A 24,382-nucleotide genomic window follows, 5' to 3' on the forward strand; every position below is an offset into this window, starting at 1 on the left:
AATGAAACAAGTGTGTATTAATAACCCGCTGCTTGTCCATCTTTTCGGCTTTCAGAAGCCCCAAAGTAAACCTTTCGCTTATCATCCCACATTATGGCTTGATAACCCCCAAAAGCGCCAACAACACGCTGCAATGTGTGTCCCCGCTCCATTAACTCTCGCTGCACTGTTTCATCGAAGCCAGATTCAAGGCTGATATAACCGCCATCACGCATCAACTTACCCGTTGGAGTACTAGAGCCACTATGTAAAATACGCGGCGCATCACCAGCTTCTTGTAAATTCATGCCGAAATCGAGCATATTCACGATAATTTGTGCATGCATTTGAGGCTGTGTGCCTCCGCCCATAACGCCAAAGCTTAAAAACGGCGCACCATTACGAGTAACAAATGCAGGGATAATTGTATGAAATGGGCGCTTTTCAGGCTTAAGTTCGTTGAAATGCCCTTCTTCTAGCGTAAACATCTCACCTCGATTTTGTAGTACAAAACCAAGCCCTGGCGGTGTCATACCTGACCCCATACCGCGATAATTACTTTGAATGAGCGATACCATGTTACCGTCTTTATCGGCCACCGTTAAATAAACTGTATCGCCATCGTAAATACCTGCATCTACACGCTTTGCGGCCCTATCATCGTTAATAAGCTGCTGGCGTTTGGTGGCGTAATCTTTGGAAATTAACCACTCAACGGGAATGTCATTAAATGCGGGATCAGCATAAAATTTTGCGCGATCTTCAAACGCTAACTTTTTAGCTTCTACGAAGGTGTGGATGTAATCAGCAGAATTAAACCCCATGCCTTCAATGTCGTAGCGCTCTAATACATTGAGTATTTGTAATGCCGCAATGCCCTGCCCATTAGGGGGAAGCTCCCATACATCGTAGCCACGATAATTCGCCGATACCGGTTCTACCCACTCTGACGTATGCGATGCTAAATCGGCATAAGAAAGATAGCCACCTTGGGATTTCATATAGGCATCAATATTTTGCGCAATGTCACCCTTATAAAAAGCATCTCGCCCACCAGTTGCAATTTTTTCGTAGGTTACCGCAAGACCAGGGTTCTTAAATACATCCCCTTTTTTAGGGACTTTTCCATTAATAAGAAACGTTTCTGCAAAACCATCGTAATGACCAATTCTGTCATTGTTCATTGCTAAATAATAAGCAACCAGTTCAGAAACTGGAAAGCCATTCTTTGCATATTCAATGGCCGGCGTAAGCAAAGCCGTCATAGGCAATTTGCCAAACTTTTCATGGAGCATAAACCAGCCATCTACTGCCCCAGGCACAGACACTGGCAGTGGGCCGAATTTAGGTATTTGCGCTAAACCTCTATCGTTAAACACTTGTTTGGTCAGTAGCTTTGGAGAGCGGCCCGATGCGTTCAACCCAACTAACTTGTTTTCCTTGGCATCCCATACCATTGCGAATAGATCGCCGCCTACACCTGCCCCTGTAGGTTCAACAAGCCCCAGCATAGCGTTCGCAGCAATGGCAGCATCTACGGCGCTTCCGCCGCGTTTAAGCACGTCCAGAGCCACTTGGGTTGCAAGCGGTTGGCTCGTAGCGGCCATACCATGTTGCGCAATAACTTCTGAACGACTCGCAAAAGGCGCGCCGGTAACTCTATCGTACCCATAAGCCATTTGACTGACACACAGTAGTAACAAACATCGCAACAGCATGATTTATTATCCTAATAAGAGAACAAACCTAATTTAGCATTATTGCTAACTAAGTAAATTATCAATAGTTTAGCGTTATTTTTAACTTTATGAAAAACGAAAAAAGCCCCGCAGATGCGGGGCTTAAGATTGGTGATACAGGCATTATCGTTATTATAAGTAATTTTGCCTGTTCAGACTTCCTTACGTACGGCCGTTGGTGAAGTCAGGATAAGCTTCCAGACCACATTCACTCATATCAACACCGTCGAATTCTTCTTCTTCAGTTACACGAACACCAATGACGGCTTTAATCGCTAACCAAACAACTAGGCTTACTACAAACACCCAAACAAAGATGGTAGCAGCACCAATTAACTGACCAACGATGCTTGAACCGTCGTTAGTGAATGGAACAAGGATAAGACCAAGTAGACCAACAACACCGTGAACAGAGATAGCACCTACTGGATCATCAATTTTAAGTTTATCTAACGCTACAATGCTTAGTACTACTAAGATACCACCAAGGCCGCCGAATAAGGTTGCTTGTAGTGGCGTAGGAGTAGAAGGCTCAGCAGTAATAGCAACCAAACCAGCTAGTGCACCGTTAAGGGCCATAGTTAGGTCGGCTTTGCCAAACATAATGCGTGCTAAGATAAGCGCTGCAATACAACCACCCGCTGCTGCTGCGTTAGTATTCATAAATACAATCGCTACCGCGTTTGCACTTTCAACTGTTGCAGTAGCTAGTACTGAACCACCGTTAAAGCCAAACCAACCCATCCATAAAATGAATGTACCTAGTGTAGCTAGTGGAAGGTTAGCACCTGGAATAGCGTTAACTTTACCATCAGCAGTATATTTGCCTTTACGAGCGCCAAGTACCAATACACCAGCTAATGCTGCGGCAGCACCTGCCATGTGAACAATACCCGAACCTGCAAAGTCAGAGAAGCCAAGGTCACCAAGGGTGTACATGCCAAATACAGCTTCGCCGCCCCACGTCCAAGCACCTTCCATAGGATAGATGAAACCAGTCATTACAACAGCAAACGCTAAGAAAGCCCAAAGCTTCATACGCTCAGCCACTGCACCCGAAACAATAGACATTGCCGTTGCAACGAATACCACTTGGAAGAAGAAATCAGCAGAAGGTGCATACGTTGCTGCATCTTCAGCAACACCTGTTGCGCCGTCACCCATAATTCCACCTAGGAACGGGCTCCACTCGCCGCCACCATACATGATGCCGTAGCCGCAAATCATATACATGGTGCTAGCAATGGCAAATAACGCGATATTTTTAGTTAGAATTTCTGTCGTGTTTTTAGCGCGTACCAAGCCAGCTTCTAGCATGGCGAAACCTGCCGCCATCCACATAACTAGTGCACCGCAGATTAAGAAGTAAAAGGTATCTAGTGCATACCCGAGTTCAAATGTAATTTCCATTATGCTTTTCTCCGCAAATTAATCGTTTTGGCTTACAACGCGTCTGTGTCTGACTCGCCAGTTCGAATACGTACGGCTTGTTCAAGGTTGTAAACAAATACCTTACCGTCACCAATCTTGCCAGTCTTGGCTGCGCCAACGATGGCTTCTACCAAGCGATCTACCTGGTCGTCCTGAACAGCAATTTCCAGTTTGACTTTAGGTAAGAAATCCACTTGATATTCCGCTCCGCGGTAAAGTTCAGTGTGTCCTTTTTGACGTCCGAAACCTTTCACTTCGGTAACGGTAAGACCGTCAATTCCGATTTCTGAAATGGCTTCACGAACATCATCTAGCTTGAACGGCTTGATGATCGCTGTGACTAGTTTCATGAGTTGCTCCCAGTTTTTGTAATGGTTGTTTTGCACATTTCGTGTCTTGTACAGGGAAGTAAACCAAGAGATGTGCCACAAATAATTAGCAATTAAAAACAATAAGTTAACTAAAACGTGATGCATTTTGTTTACATTTATCGCACCATCATGGTGCATTGCGCCATCAATGCCCGATTTTAGAGCGTGGTGAGTTAAATTAACTGAAAATAGCGATGAAATTAGGATGGAACTAATTGGTGACCTTGCGGGTCAGTTATTAGGTATGACAATTATCACACCTATTATAGCGCCTGAGTATGTGCCTGAACGTGCGCAGGTTTTTAATGCGAATAATAAGAGGAAGCTCGCAAAAGGCTTACTTATCTCAACCCTTTTACACCTGATTGGGTTAGTCATAGTGATCTTCTCTACTACGTTTGAAAGCGGTGTGACACCAGTACATAAACCTGCTCCCATTAGTGCAACCTTGTATTTCCCAAAAGTCAGTGTAGAAACAACCATTACTGAGACACCTGAACCCGAAAAAACCACGCCTCCCGTTAGTGAGGCTAAAGCACAAGAACGCCCTCCAGAAAAAGTGATTGAAACTACCGAACAGCTAAAAGTAGTAGAGACTCAGCCAGTTGAAGCAACACCTACTGACGCTAAACCCACAGAAGCTAAACAAGACAAGTCTGCACCAACAGAAGCACTCGCGCCCACCATTTCCAATACTCAAGCTACTATCGACTCCTCAACGAGGAATCAGCAAGCTGGCAGTTTAAACTTGTCTCCACGAGCCAGTGCCTCGCAATTTTTTAATCAAAGAGAGCAAGAAGAAATTGCTGAGGAAGGCTTAAGAGCGGCTGAAGCACATAGGCAGAAAATAGAAAGCCCAGATCTTGTTGATACGCGAAAAGGCGAAGAGGACAGAAGCTATTATGAAAGGCCGGTGAAAAAAGTAAATTGTTCTGGCACTACTAACAAAGCGCTTACCGTTTTAAGTGGTTGGACGGGCGGTACACTTGAATGTAGCAAGGGCAGCGACTACGACCGCTTTATTGAGGCTCGCGTCGCTAAAGAACCTGTGAAAGACTAGCCGCTTAGGCTCTAAAACCCTTTGAGTTCTTTTGATTAATTAGGCTCTTGTCGCTTGGCGAAGACGATGCTTCATAATAAGCGCAGGCACAGCATTGCTAATTAGCGCGCCAATCATAATAAGCACTATTGCCATTGAAATTGCGGCAGACAGTGTACTTATTCCAAACAAAAATAACGCAATACTGGAAATGACAGGCGTGGCGAAGCTTAAGCTCGCTAATAATTGTCGATTACCAAATTTGAGCCCAATGTCCCATAAGTAAAAGGCGCCTCCTACAGGCCCAAGCCCTAATAGTATTGCACTTACCCAGGCGTAAAATGAAAGATCCCAGTGGCTCGACTCTAGGGTTAGGTGGGAACCCAGCGCTAGCGCTGCCACGGCAATGGATATCCAGCCAATGTCTTCAACATCGCTCTTTGTGTCAGCCATAAACCACGAATAGCCAGACCAGATTAAGGCGCAGATTAATGCCAGCCCGTAGCCCAAAGTGTATTCGCTATTAAACTGAATGCTTTCACCCCCTGTGACTAAAATGCCGCAACCAATAAACCCTAATGCACCTCCTATCACTGCAAACACCCGTTGGTGCGCGTTAGCCACAGCAATACCCAGCATCAATGGCCAAAGGTAGGCAATAAGGCTTGCTTCAATGGGCGGTGCGTAGCGAAGGGCTAGGAAATAGCAAAAGTGAAACCCAAATAAACCACAGGTAGCCACTATCCATTGGGTAAGTGTTAATTTAGGTAATGTAAATAACGGCTCTCGCTTAATTAATCGCTTTAAAAAAAGTAATAACGCAGAAACTGAAAAGCAGATAAAAAGTAACTGGAAAGGCGGCACTGACGATGCGTAAACGCCCAACACTGCTAATACGCCCCATGAAATGATGGCTACAAGCCCTATAAACGTTGCCATTACTTGCTCATTGTTAAAATTAAAGAAGCCTAAGCATACCCGTAATTGCATATACATTCTGTGCAGAAAAGGCGGCATGATTGATTTGAAAGCCTGCTTTTCTGTTAAACGTTACTGTGTTTGTAAATGCTTCGCTTTAACCTATTTAGCCGCCAAATACTGCACTAATGAAAGGTGCTGATTAGAGTTAGCTACGAGGCTACTTTTATGGCTATCTTTGTGGCTATCGGCGTTTGAAGTGTGTAGGTGGCATGCCCACATGTTGTTTAAACCGACGAGTAAATGCCGACACATCGTCATACCCCACGTTTACAGCCACCGCAATAATAGGCATATCTGTGTTACTCAGTAAGGCCCGTGCTTTTTCCATACGCACATTAATCAGGTATTCCCTTAGCCCCATCCCCGTACTTGCGATAAAGCGCTTTTTGAATTGTGTTGCTCCCACACAGGCAATTTTAGCAAGCGACGCTATAGTGTGAGGATAAGCGACATCTTGGTGAATACAAGAAAGCACGGGAGTAATACGCTTATCAGTGGCAACACCCCGCTGCTGCTGGGCTAGAAGTGTCGAGAACAACCTTATCATGGCATCATTTTCATCATCACTTATATGATGCGTTAGCTGCACTTCCACGTACGCTAAAAACGCCTGCATGGGTGTGCTTATTCGAAAAGTGGGAGCGCCGCCAGCCAATAAAAAGCCTTTAGCGGGAAGAGAGCCATCAGCTGATATGGAGCCTTCAGCTGATATGGAGCCTTCAGCTGATATGGAGCCATCAGCAGATATGGAGCCATCTGCAATATTACTCGGCACTGTGTGTAAATCCGCTACAATAAATTTCGCCTGTTCATCAGCAGTAAAGCCATGTATGAACCCAGGTGCTATACAAATTCCCTCTCCTACTCCTACGCTCCCACTAAAAGTATCAAGTGCAATATCGATATGTCCGTTAAGCGGCAATACTAACTGGTAATAGTCATGAGCATGCTTACACATAGTGCGGGTATAGGAACGAATAGATAATGACGGCTTCACGTTACCTCACAGTCATGCATAGCGCTTTAAGTTTACGTGCCTCTTTTAAAAATCATTAGGGCACAAAACGCAATGCGTTAAAAATTAACGAATACTTTTTATACCTTAACATTGCCAAGCTATGACAGTGCAACGTATGCTGCATTTTTGGCTTTTTAAAGGAATGTGATGTGGCCGCTGCGAACTTATTAGCCCTTCTCGATGATATCGCGACATTAATGGATGACATTGCTGTTATGTCGAAAGTGGCAGCAAAGAAAACTGCTGGTGTTCTGGGTGATGATTTGGCGCTTAACGCTAACCAAGTACAGGGCGTGAAAGCTGACAGAGAATTACCCGTTGTGTGGGCCGTAGCGAAAGGCTCATTGCTGAACAAGGTTATCTTGGTTCCTGCCGCTTTGCTTATTAGCGCTTTTGTGCCTTCGTTGATCACCGTACTTCTTGTACTAGGTGGGCTGTATTTGTGCTTTGAAGGGGCTGAAAAGCTGCTTCATAAATACTTACCGCATGATGATGAGTCAGCAGAACGTGAAGCAAGAATAAACGCCCTAGCTGATGAAAAAGTAGATATGGTTGCGTTTGAAAAAGAGAAGATTAAAGGCGCTATTCGTACTGACTTCATACTTTCTGCGGAAATTATTGTTATTGCGCTAGGTAGCGTAACAGATGCGACTTTTACCACCCAAGTAGGCGTATTAGTAGCGCTTAGTATTGCTATTACGTTAGGGGTTTATGGGCTGGTGGCAGGTATTGTTAAGATGGATGATGTGGGGCTGTATTTACTGCGTAAATCACTCACGGGCACCATGAATAGCCTTCAACGCTTCTTTGGCCGTGCGCTATTAATTGCTGCGCCTATTTTAATGAAAACCCTTGCGATAGTCGGCACCATTGCCATGTTTTTGGTGGGCGGCGGCATTCTTACCCACAACATTGGTTTTTTGCATCACACCGCAGTGTGGTTCAGCGAACTCGCGCCATCGATTTTTACGGTAATGGCTATCATTGCTGATGGGCTTGCGGGCCTAATAGCAGGCGCTATTTTAGCAGTCACCTTCACCCTGGTTTCTCGGTTACGTAAAAACTAAATAGTTTGCTGAAGGGGCAAAGTCACCGCCCCTTCAGCTTATGTAGCCCACTATTAAACTACTTAGCTTGTCCATATTCTTTAATTTATTGTGTCCCGCTTTAATTTTCATTTCCCACCAGCCCAACGTTAGTCATTTTGACCAAAACATATTTATAAAATAACTAAATATTAGTTATTTCATTTATTTCAAAAACCCACCTAAAAATCATTAAAAATTAAAATTCATTGAAATCAGACACTTAATCCATTTTAAAAACATGGCACAACCCTCGCTATAAACTAATTGTTAATTGATAACGACTTAATAAATAACTGCCAAGCAGTCCGATTTAGTGCAGTGACTAACTTTTATTCATAGGAGATGAACCATGTTTACTAACAAAAAATTACTTACTGCGCTGATTCTAAGTACTGCATTTACTGCCACCACTGTGATGGCTGATGAACCAACAAGTAACCTAATATCGCAAACCGATTATTTAGTGGCTAATGCAATGGCTGATGTAAAGCAAGATATGACAATAGGTATCACTTACGACGTATTAACGGCCAGTCATACTTTTGAACCGAATGCAGCGAAAGCAAGCACGTTAATAGCAATAGCAGATATTACGATTACGCCAATGAAAAGTGACGAGTTTCAAAACGATAACGACGCGTAAGGAGGCAGGTATGCTAACCGCGAGCGCATTATTTATGCTGGTCTTAGCACCCGTAGCAGCATTTGCACTTAGCGTTGTCGTGTTTTCAACAGCGCGATACATGCTAGATCAGTTTTAGACCCAATTTTAAAGTTTAGCCTACTCCCTGGGGCTTTTTCAGGAGGCAATAAAAAGCATATTGAGTTGGATGCTTTTTACTGCCTACCTGTTTTTTTTATCCAAATATTCTTTCCCACCAGCTTTTCTTTTCGCCCTCTTTTTCTCCATCAGGCTTCACCGCTTTACCAGAGCAATCTTGTTGCGCAGGCGGCAACACATCGAGAATAGCAGGTACACTCATGCTGCCCGTACATCCGGCAATCACAACCGCGCCGGTCTTGGCATCAAAGTGCGCAATACCCAGTCCTTCAGGGAAGCGGCGAGATAAAGACTTAGGTGACTGAGACTTCATATAATTAATAAAAACTGGTAAGGCACCACTAGCACCGGTTAAATTCACTGGCAAGTTATCATCATTTCCTACCCACACAGTAACCACATTGTTGCGATCAAAGCCGCTGAACCAACTATCACGGTAATCATCTGTAGTACCGGTTTTACCTGCCATATTCACGTTACCAAAGTTCGCGCCTACTTGTTTTGCCGTCCCTTCTACTGTGACTTTATACAAGGCGTAATTTAGTAAATAAGTAGCGGCTTCATCGGTTCGCTGCGCGTAGAATTCAGCTTTTTTCCACAACAGTGCATTGTCAGCAGTGACAACGGAACTTACCGTATGCAGAGGCACATAGCGCCCACCGTTTGATAGCGTTTGGTACATTTGGTTAGTCACAAACGGCGTTAACTCAACTGCCCCTAACGTGAGAGAAGGCACCAAATTAACCTGAGAGGTAACGCCTAATCGCGCAATAGTGTCAGCAATAACATCAAGCCCCACTTGCATGCCTAAATTAACAGTAGGCACATTCAATGATTCAACCAACCCCTGAATAAGCGGCACCTGTCCTCTGAATTCTTTATCGTAATTTAACGGTGACCATTGCTGCCCATTGCGGCTTTCTAGCGTGATAGGTTGATCTTCCAGCGGCGTGGCTAAATTAAACTGGGTTGGATCTTCAAGTGCCGATAAATACACCGCAGGTTTTATTAATGAACCAATTGGACGCTTGGCCCCCAATGCTCGGTTAAACCCTTTAAATGAATAATCTTTACCACCCACTATCGCACGCACTTCCCCTTTCGCACTGTCGGTGACAACCATCGCGCCTTGAAGAGGATTTTTTCTATTCGTTTGTAAACTTGCAATCGTACCCGAAAGGGCTTTTTCAGCTCGGCGCTGGGCCACGATATCTAAGGTGGTAAACACTTTTACACCCGAGTCACGCAGGCTTGAGTCGGCTAGAATATCTGCAAGCTCTCGTCGTACTTGCTCCATAAAAGCAGGGTGTTTGCCGCTGGCTAAACTCGCGCCACTAGCCAAACCTAGCGGCATATTTATCGCCCGCTCATATTGGCTGCGGTCGATTTCATTTTCATCAAATAACATACGCAGCACCAAGTCTCGGCGCTCTTTAACGCGCTCGGGGTGTTTACGTGGATTATAATAAGAAGGGCCTTTGATAATCGCCACAAGTGTAGCAATTTCAGTTGTGCTCAATTCATTCGCTGGGCGGTCAAAATAAAAATAACTCGCCAGTCCGAAACCGTGTACCGCCATGTCACCATTTTGCCCTAAGAAAACTTCATTTAAATAGGCTTGAATGATTTCCGACTTGGAATATCTGGCATCTATAATCACCGCCATAATGGCTTCTTTCGCTTTACGCACAATTGAGCGCTCGCGAGTTAGAAACATATTTTTGACTAATTGCTGGGTAAGCGTGCTACCACCTTGTACGGTTCTGCCCGCTGCAATATTGGCTAATAGCGCCCGCAATATAGATAAAGGCGCCACACCATGGTGATTATAAAAGTTGCGATCTTCAACCAAGGTTAGCGCTTTTGGCAGCATGTCGGGAATAGTGTCCAGTGTGACCAACATTCTGTCTTCCTGACTACCACTTACCATGCGCGTAACTAACCATGGTTCAAGCTTTATCGTGCCGAAAGGACGAGTTTGAGTTCTATCCTGAATTAGGCTAATTCGACTGCCTTGCCACGTGATCTCTATATGACGAAGCCCTTCAGCGCCTTCTGGGAAGTGAAAAGCCCGGCGCTGAATATTTAAGATACCATTTCGATAACTGTATTCACCGCTACTATCTGCCTCGTTAACTTTGCGGTATCCCAACAAGGTTAATTCATCAATCACTTCTGTGGGGGTAATTTCTTGCCCTTTACTCAGCGCTAACGGGCGAGCAAAAATCTGAGCGGGGACTTCCCATTTGTTGCCTGAAAATTCATGTTTGATCTGCGCATCTAAATAAAAAGCATAGGCACCCAGTACCACTACGCCTATCAAAAATACGCGTAAGAATAGTTTCATTATTGAAAAAGATTTTGGTTTGGATGCCGCTTTAGTCTGTTTTTTTGCCACTTTTTTTGCCACTGAGAATGCCATGATATGAAGCTGAAAAAATTGTGCAGCTTTCTACACACAATTTCCAGCGAATGCTGAAGAATTTTGTAGCAGCATATGAACAACTACGTGCTGCACACTCTGAAGTTAGCGAACACTACCACTGCTCCCCCTCGGCAACAACTACAAAAATAGCACCACCTTAAAATCAATCGTTTCAATGATGCCACCCGTAGTAATGTTGAATGCTTACACTCAAGGAGTAATTATGACATCTGAAAATAGGGCGAGTTCTATTGCCAATATGGAAGGGTTACAATCGGCTATCGTAGCGGGAGAAACGGCCAGAGTGAAAGAGTTACTGGAGGGGCGTTCATTAGATGAACTCCAAAAAGGATATTTAATTGAGCTTGCTGAGTTAAATAATGATGGCGAAATTATTGGAATTCTAAAACAAGCGCCAACGGCATAGTTTCACACGGCAGGTTTACGTTTAATTGCCTCTTATCAGCCATAAACCTTAGGGCATCATTGAATTATACTCGCGTTTTACAGTCACATTGAGATAGCATGTGTGCTCGCAATACAGGAATTGAATTATGGGTTTTAAGGGTAAAGGGAAGCAGTGGGTTACTGCTGTATCAATGATGTCGGCACTGCTTTCAGGGCTTTGCAGCACTTCTGCAATAGCCGATGAGGCATTTTCCACGTGTACCACTGAACTTGCTAACAAAGCACTTGAGCAAGGTGTGAGTCAAGAAACTGTTGATGCCATTTTCCCCACATTAGCATACCAAGCACGTGTTATTGAGCTTGATAGAAGCCAACCAGAATTCGTTCAAACCTTTCCAGGCTACTTTAGTAAACGTGTAACCGATTGGCGCACGAACAAGGGCAAGGAAATGTATGAAAAGCACAAGGACTTGCTGCACAAATTAAGTGACAAGTACGGTGTGCCGCCACACTATTTGCTAGCGTTTTGGGGTCTTGAAACTAACTTTGGTAATTACAAAGGCAAAATGCCCGTTCTCGATTCGTTAGCCACGCTGGCTTGCGATCCCCGTAGAAGCAAATACTTTACACAAGAGCTTTTAGTGGCAGTAAAGTTATTTGAGCGTGAGTCACTCACCCGTGAAGAAATGGTCGGCTCTTGGGCTGGTGCTATGGGTCATACTCAATTTATGCCATCGGCTTATACCCATTACGCGGTAGATGGCGACAATGATGGTCAAATTAACTTATGGAACAGTGAAGAAGATGCCCTAACCTCTGCGGCCAACTTTCTTGCGAGTTTAGGCTGGCAACGAGGCTTTCGTTGGGGCCGTGAAGTGCAGCTTCCAGAGAATTTTGACTATCAACTCTCTGGGTATAAAAACCGCCGCACTATCGCTCAGTGGAATGAACTTGGCGTAAAGCAAGCCGATGCAAGCCCGTTGGGTGAAGACGACACCAAAGCGTACGTGGTAGTGCCTGCAGGTCATGCCGGCCCCGCGTTTGTGGGTTACCAAAACTTTCGCGTGATCATGCGTTGGAACAATTCAGAATTTTACGCCATTGCCGTAGGCGTGTTAGCCGATAGGATTTCTGGGGCATCCGGCATTATTGCTCCCCTGCCTGATTTACCGGCTTACAGCAGAAACGATATTATTGGTTTACAGAAAAAACTGAACGATCGCGGCTTCGATGTTGGCACCCCAGATGGAATAATTGGCCCTGCCACCCGTGAAGGTATTCGCAACTATCAAATTGCAAACGAGATGATTGCTGATGGCTTCCCAGGCCTTAACGTGATGCAGTCGTTAAACTTGGTTGATAAGAGTGCCTAGCGCCTTTTTAAAGAATTAACTTGCCCCGTTAACCCATCGCCTTCTTTGTTCTGGCGGTGGGTGTAGCTGTGGCCGGTTCATCTGGCCAAAAGTGCTTGGGATAACGCCCTTTCATTTCTTTTTGAATCGCTAAATAACTTCCCGTCCAAAATCCTGCTAAATCTTTAGTGGTTTGAAGCGGGCGCCCTGCTGGCGACAATAACTCATACACAATATTGGTTTTGCCACCGGCTACCGTAAGCGAAGCAGTTTGGCTATACATCTCTTGCATTCTAACTGCCAACACCACATCACCATTATCACGATACTCAAGTGCGGCATCTCGTCCTGTGGGTATAGCAATATGGGTTGGTAATAGTGAAGCTAGGGCATCTTGTTGCGGCCAGCTTAGTGCATTATTCAGCGTGTTTTTCCATGGCAATTTTTGTAGTTTCGTCAACGACTCACATCGGCTTAGAGGCTCAATTAATGCCTCTTTTGCGCTGTGCATTAATGCCGGCAAAGACTGTGGCCAAGGGTCTGACTTATCGAACGCCTGCGGCTGAGGTAAATTTAACGAGGCTGCCAGTTTGAGTCTATTCCACCATTGCCAGTCACCATCAGTTAGTGGCCACTCACTTACTGGGATATTCTCTAAATATTCAAACCAAGCATGAGCAGTCTGTTTTTTCCAAAAGCTATTATCTTGTTGCTTCTCTTGCCCTGACACAGGTTCACTGGCTAAGTCGATGGCGTGAAAACCGGTAATAACTCGTGCTTCCATGGCCTTTTTCGTTATATTGAAACGTACTTGTTTTTTATGAGTAAACTCATCTGGGAACACAGCGCGAAGCAGCGCTTCATCAATAGGCTGGGCCAACCTGAATTTCACCGTATTTCCGGTTTGCTGACCATGTAAAACTGCCAACCACTGAGGGGGAGAATGCTGCTCTAACTCACCGCCCTTGCCACTGGCGAGCTTATATCCGCTTTGTTGAAATTCACCTTGTGTAGTCTTTTGTCTAGCCCCTTGTCCTTTTTGTTTTCCATTTACCCCTCCGTTCGCCTTGTCAGAACCTAGACCGCGATAAAACGCCACCCGCTGAGGAAAGGCAATAGCAATACAAAGCGCCAATGCGTCTTCATCTATTCCGTTAATGTCCAAATCGTTCTGATTAACACCAACATATTTAGCATATTTAGATGCTTGCTGATGAAGCTGCTTGCGCGTTTGACCATCAAGATTCAACAGCGCATCAATAACATAAGTTTGTGTAAACTGCCCACCTAGGTTTTCGGCCAATGCCACCACGATGGGCGCAGCACATTTAAGTTTCCTTTGCATTGCTGGCCCTACCCCTTGCACACCTTGCTCGCAGCGTACTAATAAATTCGCCAAATTCGGATGACAGGGTATGTTAGACAATGTTCTGCCATAAGGGGTTATTATTTGGCTGTCATCATGGGCTTTAAGGGCATCAATGGCGGTTAAATTATAACGAGCCACCTTTAACTGCGCAGGGCTTGGCTGAGTTAACATTGCCAACGATGAGGGTGTAGCGCCCCATTGCAACGCATCAAGTAATAAGGACGACACATCTTCTCGTAATACCTGCGGGGCGTTATGTTGCGCCATACGCTCAAAACTGCTTTGGCTACATAGCCGGTAGCAATCACCTTCGCTAACTCGCCCTGCTCGCCCCGCCCGTTGAATAGCCGAGGCACGGGATATACGTTGCTGCATTAACTGAGTAAAGCCACTGGAAGGATTATATTGCGCTTGGTTCTCCCACATGCTGTCTACCACCACCTTAACCCCTTCTATGGTTAAACTAGTTTCGGCAATATTGGTGGCAAGAATAATCTTACGTCGCCCTTGTGGGTCGGGATTAATCGCAGCTTGCTGGGCGTCTTTGCCCATCGCGCCAAAGAGTGAGTGCAATGCCACGTCATATTTATCTACCAACGTAGAGAGTCGTTGTGCCACGCCTCGAATGGCCCCGCTTCCTGGCAAGAAAACCAACACATCACCTTGATGCTGAGAAAAGGCTCGGGTCGTCATTTCAGCGGTAGCGCTAACCACTTCATGGGCAAGCACATCTTTGCTGTAATGCATATTAACGGGGAAAGTTCGCCCTTCAGCATTGAGGTTAATTGCAGGCACAGCCCCGTGATTATCCATTAATGCAGTCAGCGGCTCTACATCAAGGGTGGCAGACATTACCACTAGGCGGAGATCTTCCCGCAAGCCCCCTTGCACATCGAGTGCTAAGGCTAAACCGAAGTCGCTATGAATGCTGCGTTCATGAAATTCATCAAATACAATGGCCGATACCCCAGTCAGTTCAGGGTCAGACTGAATCATTCTGGCGAGTATACCTTCGGTAATAAGTTCGAGGCGGGTGTTCTTTCCTACTTTGCTTTCACCTTTAATTCGATAACCTACTGTGTCGCCCACGTTTTCATTGAGTATACCTGCCAGGTAATTCGCCAAATTCCTTACGACTACGCGGCGAGGCTGCATCAACAACACTTTGCCCTGTGGTATCGCGCTTAATAGAGAAAGTGGGAGAACCGTCGACTTACCTGCACCCGGCGGGGCACCTATGATAAGGTTATTATTACTAATCGCCGTGTGAACGGGCTCTATTAGCTGGGCGGCAGGTAAATGTAGTAACGGCTGTAACATAAAGGTTTGCAATACCTAGATAAACTTCTCACACTATTGTACTTGAATTTACCCGTAGCAGAAGTTCTGCAGCGCCCTAAATAGGCTCGGCTAGATAAAGGCACCTGACGAAATGTCCATTGGGTTTGAATCATTTTCTATTAACCCGGGCGTGTCGACCTAATTGCACGTAGATAGAGGAGTGGGTATGCGTTGTTTCATTGGTTTAGATTTACATTCAACAGAAAAGTTAGCCCTTGATAGTTGGCGGCAACAAGCCCTTCCAGAGGTGACAGCCCGCAACATGTTCACTCTTTCTGAGGGCCGAGCCCAAAACGAAGGTAGAAGGAAAAAAGGTAAAGAAAGTAAAGGTAAAAGGCGTGACTCAGGTGCATCCCAACCTTATGCGGTAAACGCAGCCAATTACCATATGACCTTAAGTTTTCTTGGCCATATTACTCACCGTCAGCATGAGGCGTTAGTCGCTGAACTCGATACGCTAGTACATTCACCATTTTCCCTAACGTTAGACACTACCGGTATTTGGAATGGCCCAAAGATTCTCTTCGCCGCACCAGAGTCACCACCAGCAGAGCTTATGGCGTTGGCTAAATCGACTCGTAAAGCCGCCAGAGCGGCAGCGATAGAAGTGGATGGCAAAGGATTTTCGCCCCATGTCACTGTTATTCGAAAAGCCACAGTGGCGCTACCTGTGCCTTTGTATACACCTCATGTAGAAATGCACGCCTCGGCGTTTCACTTGTTTGAATCAGTCTCAACACCGCAAGGGGTTACGTACCCAATTAGGCAAAGTTGGAATTTAAGGCACAATATGTCGGTGCGTGAAAAGCTACGCCGAGGAATTAATGATGAGTAGTTCGGCAACCATCATTCATCGGGTGATATTATTTATAGCCAAATAGCCTATTTCAGTTAGGCTTTTTCACCCTAAAAGCCTTTACTTCACTGGCGTAGCTGGGTAAAAAGGGGGTCTTATTTAGTGAGACCTCAATTCCATGCAACAAACGTTTCGATTAGTAATAGATTGCCCTGACCAAATTGGCTTAGTTGCCAGTGTTTCTCAGTTTTTAGCTAGCCATGGTGCCACCATTGTTGAAGCTAACCATCACACCGATTTACAAACCGGTAGATTCTTTATGCGCCACGAAATTGGTGCCGATTCTATTGGGTTAGATTACGACAGCTTTTTAGCAGAATTTGCGCCTTTGGCTAACGAATTCCAAATGAATTGGAAGCTCTCTGATTCAGGCAAGAAGCAGCGCGTTGCCTTGCTAGGCAGTGTGGAATCTCACTGTATGGTTGATTTACTGCATCGCTGGCACACCGGTGAGCTTGATTGCGATATTCCGTGCATTATTGGTAACCACCCGCAAATGAAGCAATTTGCTGATTGGTACAAAGTACCGTTTCACTGGGTAGACTTTAAAGCTCTTGGTAAAGAAGCGGCGTTTGCGCAAATCTCAACCTTGTTGGAAGAGTATAAAATCGACCTGACGGTACTTGCCCGTTTTATGCAAATTTTGCCCGATACGCTATGCCAACAGCTTCAAGGTAAAGCCATTAATATTCACCATAGCTTTTTACCGAGCTTTGCTGGGGCTAAACCTTACCAACAGGCTTACGATCGCGGCGTTAAGTTAATTGGGGCAACCTGCCATTACGTCACAAAAGACCTAGACGAAGGCCCTATTATTGAGCAAAGCGTAAAGCGTATTAGTCACAGCGACAGCGCGGTTGATATGGTAAGAAAAGGCAAAGACTGTGAAGTAACCGCTCTTGCCCATGGCGTACGTTATCATTTAGAAGACCGCGTAATTATTCATCGCAATAAAACCGTGGTATTTGCGTAAGACACCGTTTTATCAATACGGCAATAAGATAAACAAAAAAGCCAGACGAGAGTGCAGTGTGTGAAGTGACTCGTCTGGCTTTTTTTAATTCTGCGCTTTAACGCGGCGCTGCCCCTTGATGTGAGGCTACCCCTTATTGTAATGCTAGTGCCGGGCACTTATTATAATTCTGGTCTGCCGCCTATCTAACGTTATACCGATAGCGCGGCAATTTGCCTGCGTAACTTAACGTAATACCACGCATTTGAAATAGCGAACAAGGCTTCGGTTATGGCCAGCCCCCAGGTTTGGGTAGCCACACCGTAAACCGTAAAGTTTATCGAGCCAATTATCATACAAATGCGCAACCCTGCTTCTTTGCAATGTAACTCGCCAAAGCGATACACCATAAACGTCAGTACTGGCATAAGTTCTAGCAAACCCGTCTTACCCGTAAGGGTATTGATACTTGCCACAAGCACCGTCATTAAAGCCAAAATAATGTAGGTGGCATAGGCAGGTAATAGCTTTTGAGTGACTACTCGATAGGTGGTACTCATCCCCGCCACCATAATCACTACTACCCCGCCCCAAGCTTGTTCAAAAGCAAGCAGGCTGGCTAGCGCCACACACAATCCTAAATTCAATAATAAAAGTTTGCGCTCTGTGTTGGACCAAAACGATCCAATAGCAAACAATACCGGAATTGCATGAAGCAACAATTCGAACACGCCAATACTCCTTACACGATGACAAATTAGTGATAAGTGGGAATTTCAATGGTGCGAAGTGTATTGGTTAAGGCAAAATTTTCAATTGGTTTTATTCTCTTTTCGATGAGTGTCATATAGGCGCTATTACTCGCATACTCGTTGGTCTAGCGGCTTAATACGTTAAGAGACATTTAAGTTAGTTTTGCTATGACATAGTATGGGTAGGGAATGAACGTAAGGTAGATAAAGCGAGAGTCTATCCTACCCTATAGTGGTGAAAACAAGCTTGCTTTACAGAGCGATAAGAAAAGATTAAAAAGAAAACATAACCATAATAAGACAGGAATAAATAATGGGAAAATTTAAAACTTCACTCACCGCCATGGCGGTAGTGGTTGCACTTAGTGCTTGTTCTGAGCAAAAAGCCCCTCAGACAACTTCAGTAGACACTACTGAAGCAGCCGCAACAGAAACTCAGCAGTTCGACAATGTGCTACTGCAAGAATTTAAAGGCCCGTACGGCGGCGTTCCCGCTTTCGATGAAATGAAACTCGAAGACCTAAAGCCGGCCCTTGAAAAAGCCATGGAACTCAATCTTAAAGAGATTGATGAAATTGCGAATAACCCTGAGCCTCCTACGTTTGAAAACGTTATTGTGGAGATGGAACGTTCAGGTAGCGAGCTTAGCCGCGTATTTCGTTACTACGGCATTTGGAGTGCGAATAAATCAAGCCCTGAATTTCGTGCTATCCAAGTAGAAATGTCACCCAAGTTGTCAGCATTTTCTACCAAAATAACCCAGAACGAAAAGTTGTTTGAACGTGTTAAAGCGGTATATGAGTCTGAAGAATTATCGACGCTTACCGAAGAAGAGCAGCGTATTGCCTGGATGACCTACAACGAATTCGCACGCAATGGCGCCACCTTAGACAGCGAAGCGAAAAAGCGCTATGCCGCAATCAACGAAGAGTTAGCTACCCTTTATACGTCGTTCTCAAATAACGTACTGGCGGATGAAGAAAATTACGTAACGTATATTACTGAAGACCAACTAGATGGCTTGCCTGAGTCTTTCGTAAAAGGCGCTAAATCTGCAGCAGAAAGTCGTGGTGAGTCGGGTAAATACGCAATTACCAATACCCGTTCTTCAATGGATCCTTTCCTAACGTACTCTACGAACCGTGAGCTACGTGAAAAAGTATGGAACACCTACTACAGTCGTGGCGACAACGCAGATGAGTTTGATAACAACGAAACCATTAAACGCATCCTCACATTGCGTGATGAGCGCGTAGAATTACTTGGGTATGAAAACTATGCCCAGTGGCGTTTAGAAGATCGCATGGCGAAGTCACCTGAAAACGCCATGGATCTTATGATGAAGGTTTGGCCTGCTGCCATTGCACGTGTTGAACAAGAAGTAGCCGATATGCAAGCCATAGCTGATGCTGAAGGTGCTGATATCACAATTGCACCTTGGGACTATCGCTTTTATGCAGAAAAAGTTCGCCAAGCAAAGTACGACCTAGACTCGAACGAAGTGAAGCAATACTTGCAGTTAGATAAGCTTCGCGATGCTATGTTCTATGTGGCTGGTCGTTTGTTTAACTTCAACTTTACGCCTGTAGAAGAAGGCAAAGTACCGGTATTCCACGAAGACGTTAAAGTATGGGAAGTGACCGACAAAGATTCTGGTGAACACATTGGTTTGTGGTACTTAGATCCGTTCTCTCGTAAAGGGAAGCGTTCTGGGGCATGGGCAACAACCTATCGTTCATCAACAACCTTCGACGGCAAAAAGACCGTGTTGTCTTCTAACAACTCTAACTTCGTAAAAGGGGCTGAAGGCGAACCTACACTTATTTCATTTGATGATGCAGAAACCTATTTCCACGAATTTGGACACGCACTGCATTTCTTATCTGCTGACGTGAAATACCCTTCTTCGCACTCGGGCGTACGTGATTACACTGAGTTCCAGTCGCAACTATTAGAGCGTTGGTTAACCACCGACGAAGTCATTAATCAGTTCTTAGTACATTATGAAACCGGTGAGCCTATCCCTGCTGAGCTGGTTGCTAAGATTAAGAAGGCATCAACCTTTAATGAAGGTTTCAAAACCACTGAGTATATGGCCTCTGCCATTATGGATTTGAAATACCATACGACTGATCCAGCTAATATTGAGCCAGATACCTTTGAACGTGAAGAGCTTACAAAGCTAGGCATGCCAGAAGAGATTGTTATGCGTCACCGCACACCTCACTTTGGTCACGTATTCTCGGGTGAAGGTTATGCCGCAGCCTATTACGGCTATATGTGGGCAGAAGTACTTACCGCTGATGCATCAGAAGCCTTTATGGAAGCACCGGGTGGATTTTACGACAAAGAAGTGGGCGATCGCTTAGTGAAGTATCTCTTTTCAGTTCGTAATGCGATGGATCCAGCAAAAGCCTATCGCAAATTCCGCGGCCGTGATGCCAAAGTTGACGCGTTAATGCGTGACCGAGGTTTCCCTATCCCTGAAGATAAAAGCGAAGATTAATCGCTAAACCTCTCTAAATAAGCCGCGATATTGAGAATATTCATCTCATTTCGCGGCTTTTTCTTGACCTTTCGGTCAATTTAACCTCAAAATCATCTTATCGGCTTTTATACGTCGAAAGTATAATAATTCGCGATTGTCAGCCGATATAAACACAATAATAAAAAAACTAGTGCGCACTACCTCTCCTCGTGTTTCATGAAGTGATTAATAACCTGCAACTAAGCAGCTACGTAGACGCTAACAGTAATAACCCAACGCCCAAGACGTGACTGTGCCTGCAGTGCAGCGTCGTTATTTCAGCAGTCAAAATATGGTCGGAAGTTATGACTTTGAGTATTAAACAAAAACTGATTATTTCACTAATGGTGGCCGTATTGGCAGCCTCTATCTTGGTAGGCTCGATTAGCCAATGGATAGCCCGAGACTTAGTAAAAGAAAACATGGAGCAGCTTCAACTTCCTTCACTGTTGAAGCAAATAGGTAATCAGGTAGACAGAGAAGCCAGTGTGATGCTTTCTGTTGCCCATGGCATTGCATCCAACCCTGATATTTTAGCTTGGTCGGCAGCAGGCGCTGATAGTTCAGGTGAAAGGCGACTTATCGCTTATCTGAACGATATCGTGAATTTCAACGACTTAACCGTTGCCTCTTTCGTCGATAGAAAAACCACCAAGTATTGGAACCAAGACGGTTTTTTACGGGTGCTGAAAAACGATGAATTCGACGGCTGGTTTTTCGCTTACCGTGATAGTGGTACGCCAATTTCACTTAGCTTGTACAACGAACCTGGACAAGGTTATAGATTGTTCGCAAACTTCCAACAAACTGCAGGCCGAGGCATGTCAGGGGTAGCTAAGTCAGTGGACGAGCTACTAGACATAATAAACGCGGTAAAAATTGCCCAAACCGGTTTCGTGTATTTGGTTGATGGTGAAGGCACTATTATTGCCCACCCTGACACTAGTCTATTGGGAAAATCCAAACTGAGCGCGATTAGTGGCACAGATGCGTCACGGTCGTTACTGCAACAGCGTGACTTTGCGATGGCAACCAGTGAAGTAAACTCCGATAACGTCCTTTTTGCTAGCACGTATGTAGAAAAATCCGGTTGGTACGTGGTTGCCCAAGTACCAGAACAAGAGCTTTATGCCTCGTTAAATGCCGGCAGTCGACAAATCATTTTATGGTCTATTGCCATTGCGGGCTTGTTTGCCCTGCTTGGTATTTGGCTGGCATCGTCTCTTACAAAACCTATCGAATCACTGGCTGATATTTTCCAGCAACTTGGAAAAGGGCAAGGCGATTTACGTTCAAGAATTGACGTACCAGAACAAAAAGAAACCGCTCGACTGGTTGAAGGCTTCAATAGCTTTATTGATCACCTTCACAGTACGATTGCATCGGTAGCTAAAACTAGCCAAGCTCTTAAAGCGTCGGCTAAAGAAGTGGCTAGCCAATCGCAGCAAAATGAACGCTCTACGCGTAGTCAGCGTGACCAAACCATTCAGGCAGCAACAGCATTAACTGAAATGGGTAGTACGGTAACCGAGGTCGCACAGTCTGCTACTTATGCGGCGCAAAATGCGAATCGTGCCACTGAAAGCTCGCAAGAAGGCCGCCTATTTACCCAAAAAGCGGTGCACGCAATATCGAATCTTTCTACCCAAGTAGAAAGTGTGTCTGAGGTTATTCAATCTCTTGATGAGCACACTGCGGCTATTGGCGGCATACTTGATACTATTCGTAGTATTTCAGAGCAAACGAACTTGCTTGCGCTGAATGCAGCTATAGAAGCCGCTCGGGCTGGCGATCATGGTAGAGGCTTCTCAGTTGTGGCCGATGAAGTTCGTACCCTTGCTCAGCGTGCAGCTGTCGCCACTGATGAAATTCAGATCAAGATTGATAAGTTCCAGCTAGACTCCAAAACGGCAGTTTCTCAAATGCAAGACAGCAAAGCCCAAACCAAAGAAGTGGTTGGCGCTACCGATGATATCGATAAGCTGTTGCAGAAAATTGCCGAGGAAATCGTGCTGATTAACGATGTGAATACCCAAGTGGCCACCGCCACAGAACAACAAGCTACCGTCGTTGAAGATATTAGCCGGAGTATTAATGAGATAAGTTCATCGAGTGATGAAACTCTTAATGCTACACATGTGTTGGTAGGGGTTAGCGAGAAGCTCGACGAATTAGCCAACGAACTGGCTCAAGAAGTGAGTCAGTTTAAATTATAAAACGATAAATGCTATTAGCGTTAAAATGCGATGGCGTATTGGAGTTTTACCTGGTTGTCGTGGGCTTCGTTCCACGGCAACTGGATTGTTGCGCTGTCCGACTTCCATGACTCTCTAGAAGCCGCAACCGTCAGTGTGTGCCGTGCTTCCATTAACGGAACCTCAAAATACACACTCGCTGTAGTACTGGTAGGGAGTTGAATCACTTCGGCAACGGGAATAGAAATTTCATGTTCAGGACGAATTTTGTGGCTTAACCCAACCCGGTAACTTCCTTTATCCCACCAACTCACTACCTCAAATTCATGGCTTTTAACCCGCTGAGCGAGTACCCCATAATCGAGTAAGCCTTTGTTGTAGTGCACAATGGCTTCCAAATTGAAGCTTTTAGTGAATTGCTGATTGACCACTAACTGATATTGCTTCTGCTTACAGCCTTTAAATCTAATTTTGTTTTTAGATAATGCGATGGAAAAAGTATCATCCAAACTTACATATTCACTCAACCACTGTTCAGCATCTTCTATCGCTGAAGCAGATGCAGACATCGATACCCATGCACTTTGAAGCGCTGTAAGCATCACTATAAGCTGAGAGAATCTACGCATTAAACCGGTTACCTAATATGCAAAAGCAGAGTAGAACCTTATATAATCACGAAGTGTAAAGCGTGGGAATTAGCCATTATGCTAACCCCCTTTAAGTGATTAAAATATAGACGAATTTATTTTTGAATAATTTTAACTTCGGTAAGCGATGCCTTGCGATGCCCAGCAGCTTCTTCTGAAAACCAGTAATTGCCATTGTCATCTACACAGACACCTTCTACCTGTTTATAAGCAGGTAACGGCCAAATATTAATAGGAACAAACTGACTATCAACCTGTGCAATAAAAGTATCAAAGTTACCAAAAGGGTCTGATTTATAGCCCACAATCACGTAAAGGTTTCGTGCAGCATCGTAATCGGCTCCAGTAATAACGCCTGGTAAACCTTCGATTTGCGCAAACGCGGTTAATGTTTGTGGTTGGGTAGACTCGTTAACTTCATACACCTTGGCCACGCCAGTGCGCCAGCTTTTCGAAAATAAAATTAGCTTTCCGTTGGCATACACCATGGCCTCAGAATCAAAATCGTGGGCATAAGGCATATTGCTACTTGGCTCGTTACCTTCGTAGGTTACTGTCATCGTCACAATATCGTTAAGGTCGTTTTTATGAACCTTATAAATAGTAAGACTCTCGCGACGGCCTTTATTATTGCCAACATCTGCCACGTACCAATGGGTTGAACTTGCCGTAACCGCTTCCCAGTCGATGTTGTCTAACGCCAGTCTATCGGTTTTGACCATCTTTCCTTCATAAGATAAGTGAAACAATTCCGGCTTGTTGCCAGAGTCGTTCAAACTCACAAGTGTTGATGCATTACAAAACAGACCCGACGTTTCTTCCAACACATCAGGAAGTACCGTTAACTCACCCACTGATATTTTCGTTTGGGCTTCAGGGTATGAAGCAGCACAACCAGTAAGTAACGAGAGCGAAAAAAACGTAGCAACTGCTACAGGTAAAAATGAGTGATTAAGCAACGTTATAGTCCGTTGATAAGGCGCTCTTTGGCGCGTAATAAATGAAGTCTTAAAATACTACGCTTCCCCTTCCACGACAACGTTGAATATAAGCGAATTGATCCCTCATGGGCTAAACTCTGTTTTAATCATATTGCGCTTATACGAAAGTCTCTGTCGGCATGTAGAT

General features: G+C 44.8%; 19 protein-coding genes. 9 read left to right on the forward strand and 10 right to left on the reverse strand.

All coding sequences use genetic code 11. The annotated features are described in order from the left end of the window. Positions 1–17: 17 nt before the first annotated feature. The 3 genes from ggt to glnK all read right to left on the reverse strand — a co-directional run bounded on the left by ggt (position 18) and on the right by glnK (position 3,499). Positions 18–1,697, reverse strand: a complete 1,680-nt coding sequence (ggt, locus tag R1T43_RS18750) for a gamma-glutamyltransferase (protein ID WP_317350977.1) — start codon at positions 1,695–1,697, stop codon at positions 18–20. 183 nt (positions 1,698–1,880) lie between these two features. Next, positions 1,881–3,128: an ammonium transporter gene (locus R1T43_RS18755; RefSeq protein WP_013785694.1), complete on the reverse strand. Its 1,248-nt coding sequence runs from the start codon at positions 3,126–3,128 to the stop codon at positions 1,881–1,883. Between the two features lie 32 nt (positions 3,129–3,160). Further along, a complete protein-coding gene (gene glnK / locus R1T43_RS18760) occupies positions 3,161–3,499 on the reverse strand; it encodes a P-II family nitrogen regulator (protein WP_211069014.1) in 339 nt (112 codons plus the stop codon). Positions 3,500–3,725: 226 nt separating this feature from the next. Here glnK and R1T43_RS18765 point away from each other — a divergent pair, with 226 nt between their 5' ends. Next, positions 3,726–4,580 (forward strand): hypothetical protein, encoded by an 855-nt coding sequence (locus R1T43_RS18765; protein ID WP_317350981.1) that lies wholly within the window; start codon positions 3,726–3,728, stop codon positions 4,578–4,580. A gap of 39 nt (positions 4,581–4,619) precedes the next feature. Here the strand turns inward: R1T43_RS18765 and R1T43_RS18770 are convergent, their stop codons facing one another. Both R1T43_RS18770 and R1T43_RS18775 read right to left on the reverse strand, forming a co-directional pair. Then, positions 4,620–5,498 (reverse strand): DMT family transporter, encoded by an 879-nt coding sequence (locus R1T43_RS18770; protein WP_317350983.1) that lies wholly within the window; start codon positions 5,496–5,498, stop codon positions 4,620–4,622. A 223-nt stretch (positions 5,499–5,721) separates the two neighbouring features. Further along, positions 5,722–6,537, reverse strand: coding sequence for an AraC family transcriptional regulator (locus R1T43_RS18775; protein WP_317350985.1), 816 nt, complete (start codon positions 6,535–6,537; stop codon positions 5,722–5,724). A 170-nt stretch (positions 6,538–6,707) separates the two neighbouring features. On the opposite strand from R1T43_RS18775, the gene R1T43_RS18780 reads away from it, so the two are divergent. Beyond that, positions 6,708–7,625 (forward strand): DUF808 domain-containing protein, encoded by a 918-nt coding sequence (locus tag R1T43_RS18780; RefSeq protein WP_317350987.1) that lies wholly within the window; start codon positions 6,708–6,710, stop codon positions 7,623–7,625. Between the two features lie 370 nt (positions 7,626–7,995). Then, a complete protein-coding gene (locus tag R1T43_RS18785; protein ID WP_317350988.1) occupies positions 7,996–8,289 on the forward strand; it encodes a hypothetical protein in 294 nt (97 codons plus the stop codon). Positions 8,290–8,503: 214 nt separating this feature from the next. On the opposite strand, the gene mrcB is transcribed toward R1T43_RS18785, so the two are convergent. Beyond that, entirely contained in the window at positions 8,504–10,849 is a 2,346-nt protein-coding gene (gene mrcB, locus R1T43_RS18790; protein WP_410548982.1) for a penicillin-binding protein 1B, read from the reverse strand. 226 nt (positions 10,850–11,075) lie between these two features. On the opposite strand from mrcB, the gene R1T43_RS18795 reads away from it, so the two are divergent. Next, positions 11,076–11,279, forward strand: coding sequence for a hypothetical protein (locus R1T43_RS18795; protein WP_159528239.1), 204 nt, complete (start codon positions 11,076–11,078; stop codon positions 11,277–11,279). Positions 11,280–11,406: 127 nt separating this feature from the next. Continuing rightward, on the forward strand, positions 11,407–12,633 hold the full coding sequence (locus tag R1T43_RS18800; protein WP_317350994.1) for a lytic murein transglycosylase: 1,227 nt from the start codon (positions 11,407–11,409) through the stop codon (positions 12,631–12,633). 28 nt (positions 12,634–12,661) lie between these two features. Here R1T43_RS18800 and R1T43_RS18805 read toward each other — a convergent pair whose 3' ends face one another. Further along, positions 12,662–15,301 (reverse strand): ATP-dependent RNA helicase, encoded by a 2,640-nt coding sequence (locus R1T43_RS18805; RefSeq protein WP_317350996.1) that lies wholly within the window; start codon positions 15,299–15,301, stop codon positions 12,662–12,664. Positions 15,302–15,488: 187 nt separating this feature from the next. On the opposite strand from R1T43_RS18805, the gene thpR reads away from it, so the two are divergent. Together thpR and purU are read left to right on the forward strand one after the other, a co-directional pair. Further along, a complete protein-coding gene (gene thpR / locus R1T43_RS18810; protein ID WP_317350998.1) occupies positions 15,489–16,157 on the forward strand; it encodes an RNA 2',3'-cyclic phosphodiesterase in 669 nt (222 codons plus the stop codon). Between the two features lie 139 nt (positions 16,158–16,296). Continuing rightward, entirely contained in the window at positions 16,297–17,151 is an 855-nt protein-coding gene (gene purU / locus R1T43_RS18815; protein ID WP_126872973.1) for a formyltetrahydrofolate deformylase, read from the forward strand. Between the two features lie 191 nt (positions 17,152–17,342). Here purU and R1T43_RS18820 read toward each other — a convergent pair whose 3' ends face one another. Then, positions 17,343–17,861: a YgjV family protein gene (locus tag R1T43_RS18820; protein WP_211069024.1), complete on the reverse strand. Its 519-nt coding sequence runs from the start codon at positions 17,859–17,861 to the stop codon at positions 17,343–17,345. 334 nt (positions 17,862–18,195) lie between these two features. On the opposite strand from R1T43_RS18820, the gene R1T43_RS18825 reads away from it, so the two are divergent. Together R1T43_RS18825 and R1T43_RS18830 are read left to right on the forward strand one after the other, a co-directional pair. Next, positions 18,196–20,388, forward strand: a complete 2,193-nt coding sequence (locus R1T43_RS18825) for a M3 family metallopeptidase (RefSeq protein ID WP_317351003.1) — start codon at positions 18,196–18,198, stop codon at positions 20,386–20,388. A gap of 326 nt (positions 20,389–20,714) precedes the next feature. Beyond that, entirely contained in the window at positions 20,715–22,625 is a 1,911-nt protein-coding gene (locus R1T43_RS18830) for a methyl-accepting chemotaxis protein (protein WP_317351005.1), read from the forward strand. 20 nt (positions 22,626–22,645) lie between these two features. Here R1T43_RS18830 and R1T43_RS18835 read toward each other — a convergent pair whose 3' ends face one another. Further along, positions 22,646–23,233 (reverse strand): hypothetical protein, encoded by a 588-nt coding sequence (locus R1T43_RS18835; protein ID WP_211069027.1) that lies wholly within the window; start codon positions 23,231–23,233, stop codon positions 22,646–22,648. 116 nt (positions 23,234–23,349) lie between these two features. Next, positions 23,350–24,213 carry a hypothetical protein gene (locus R1T43_RS18840; RefSeq protein ID WP_317351008.1) on the reverse strand — a complete coding sequence of 288 codons (864 nt, stop codon included), beginning with the start codon at positions 24,211–24,213 and terminating at the stop codon, positions 23,350–23,352. Positions 24,214–24,382: the final 169 nt, after the last annotated feature.

The organism is Alteromonas sp. CI.11.F.A3, assembly GCF_032925565.1.
Classification (GTDB): domain Bacteria; phylum Pseudomonadota; class Gammaproteobacteria; order Enterobacterales; family Alteromonadaceae; genus Alteromonas.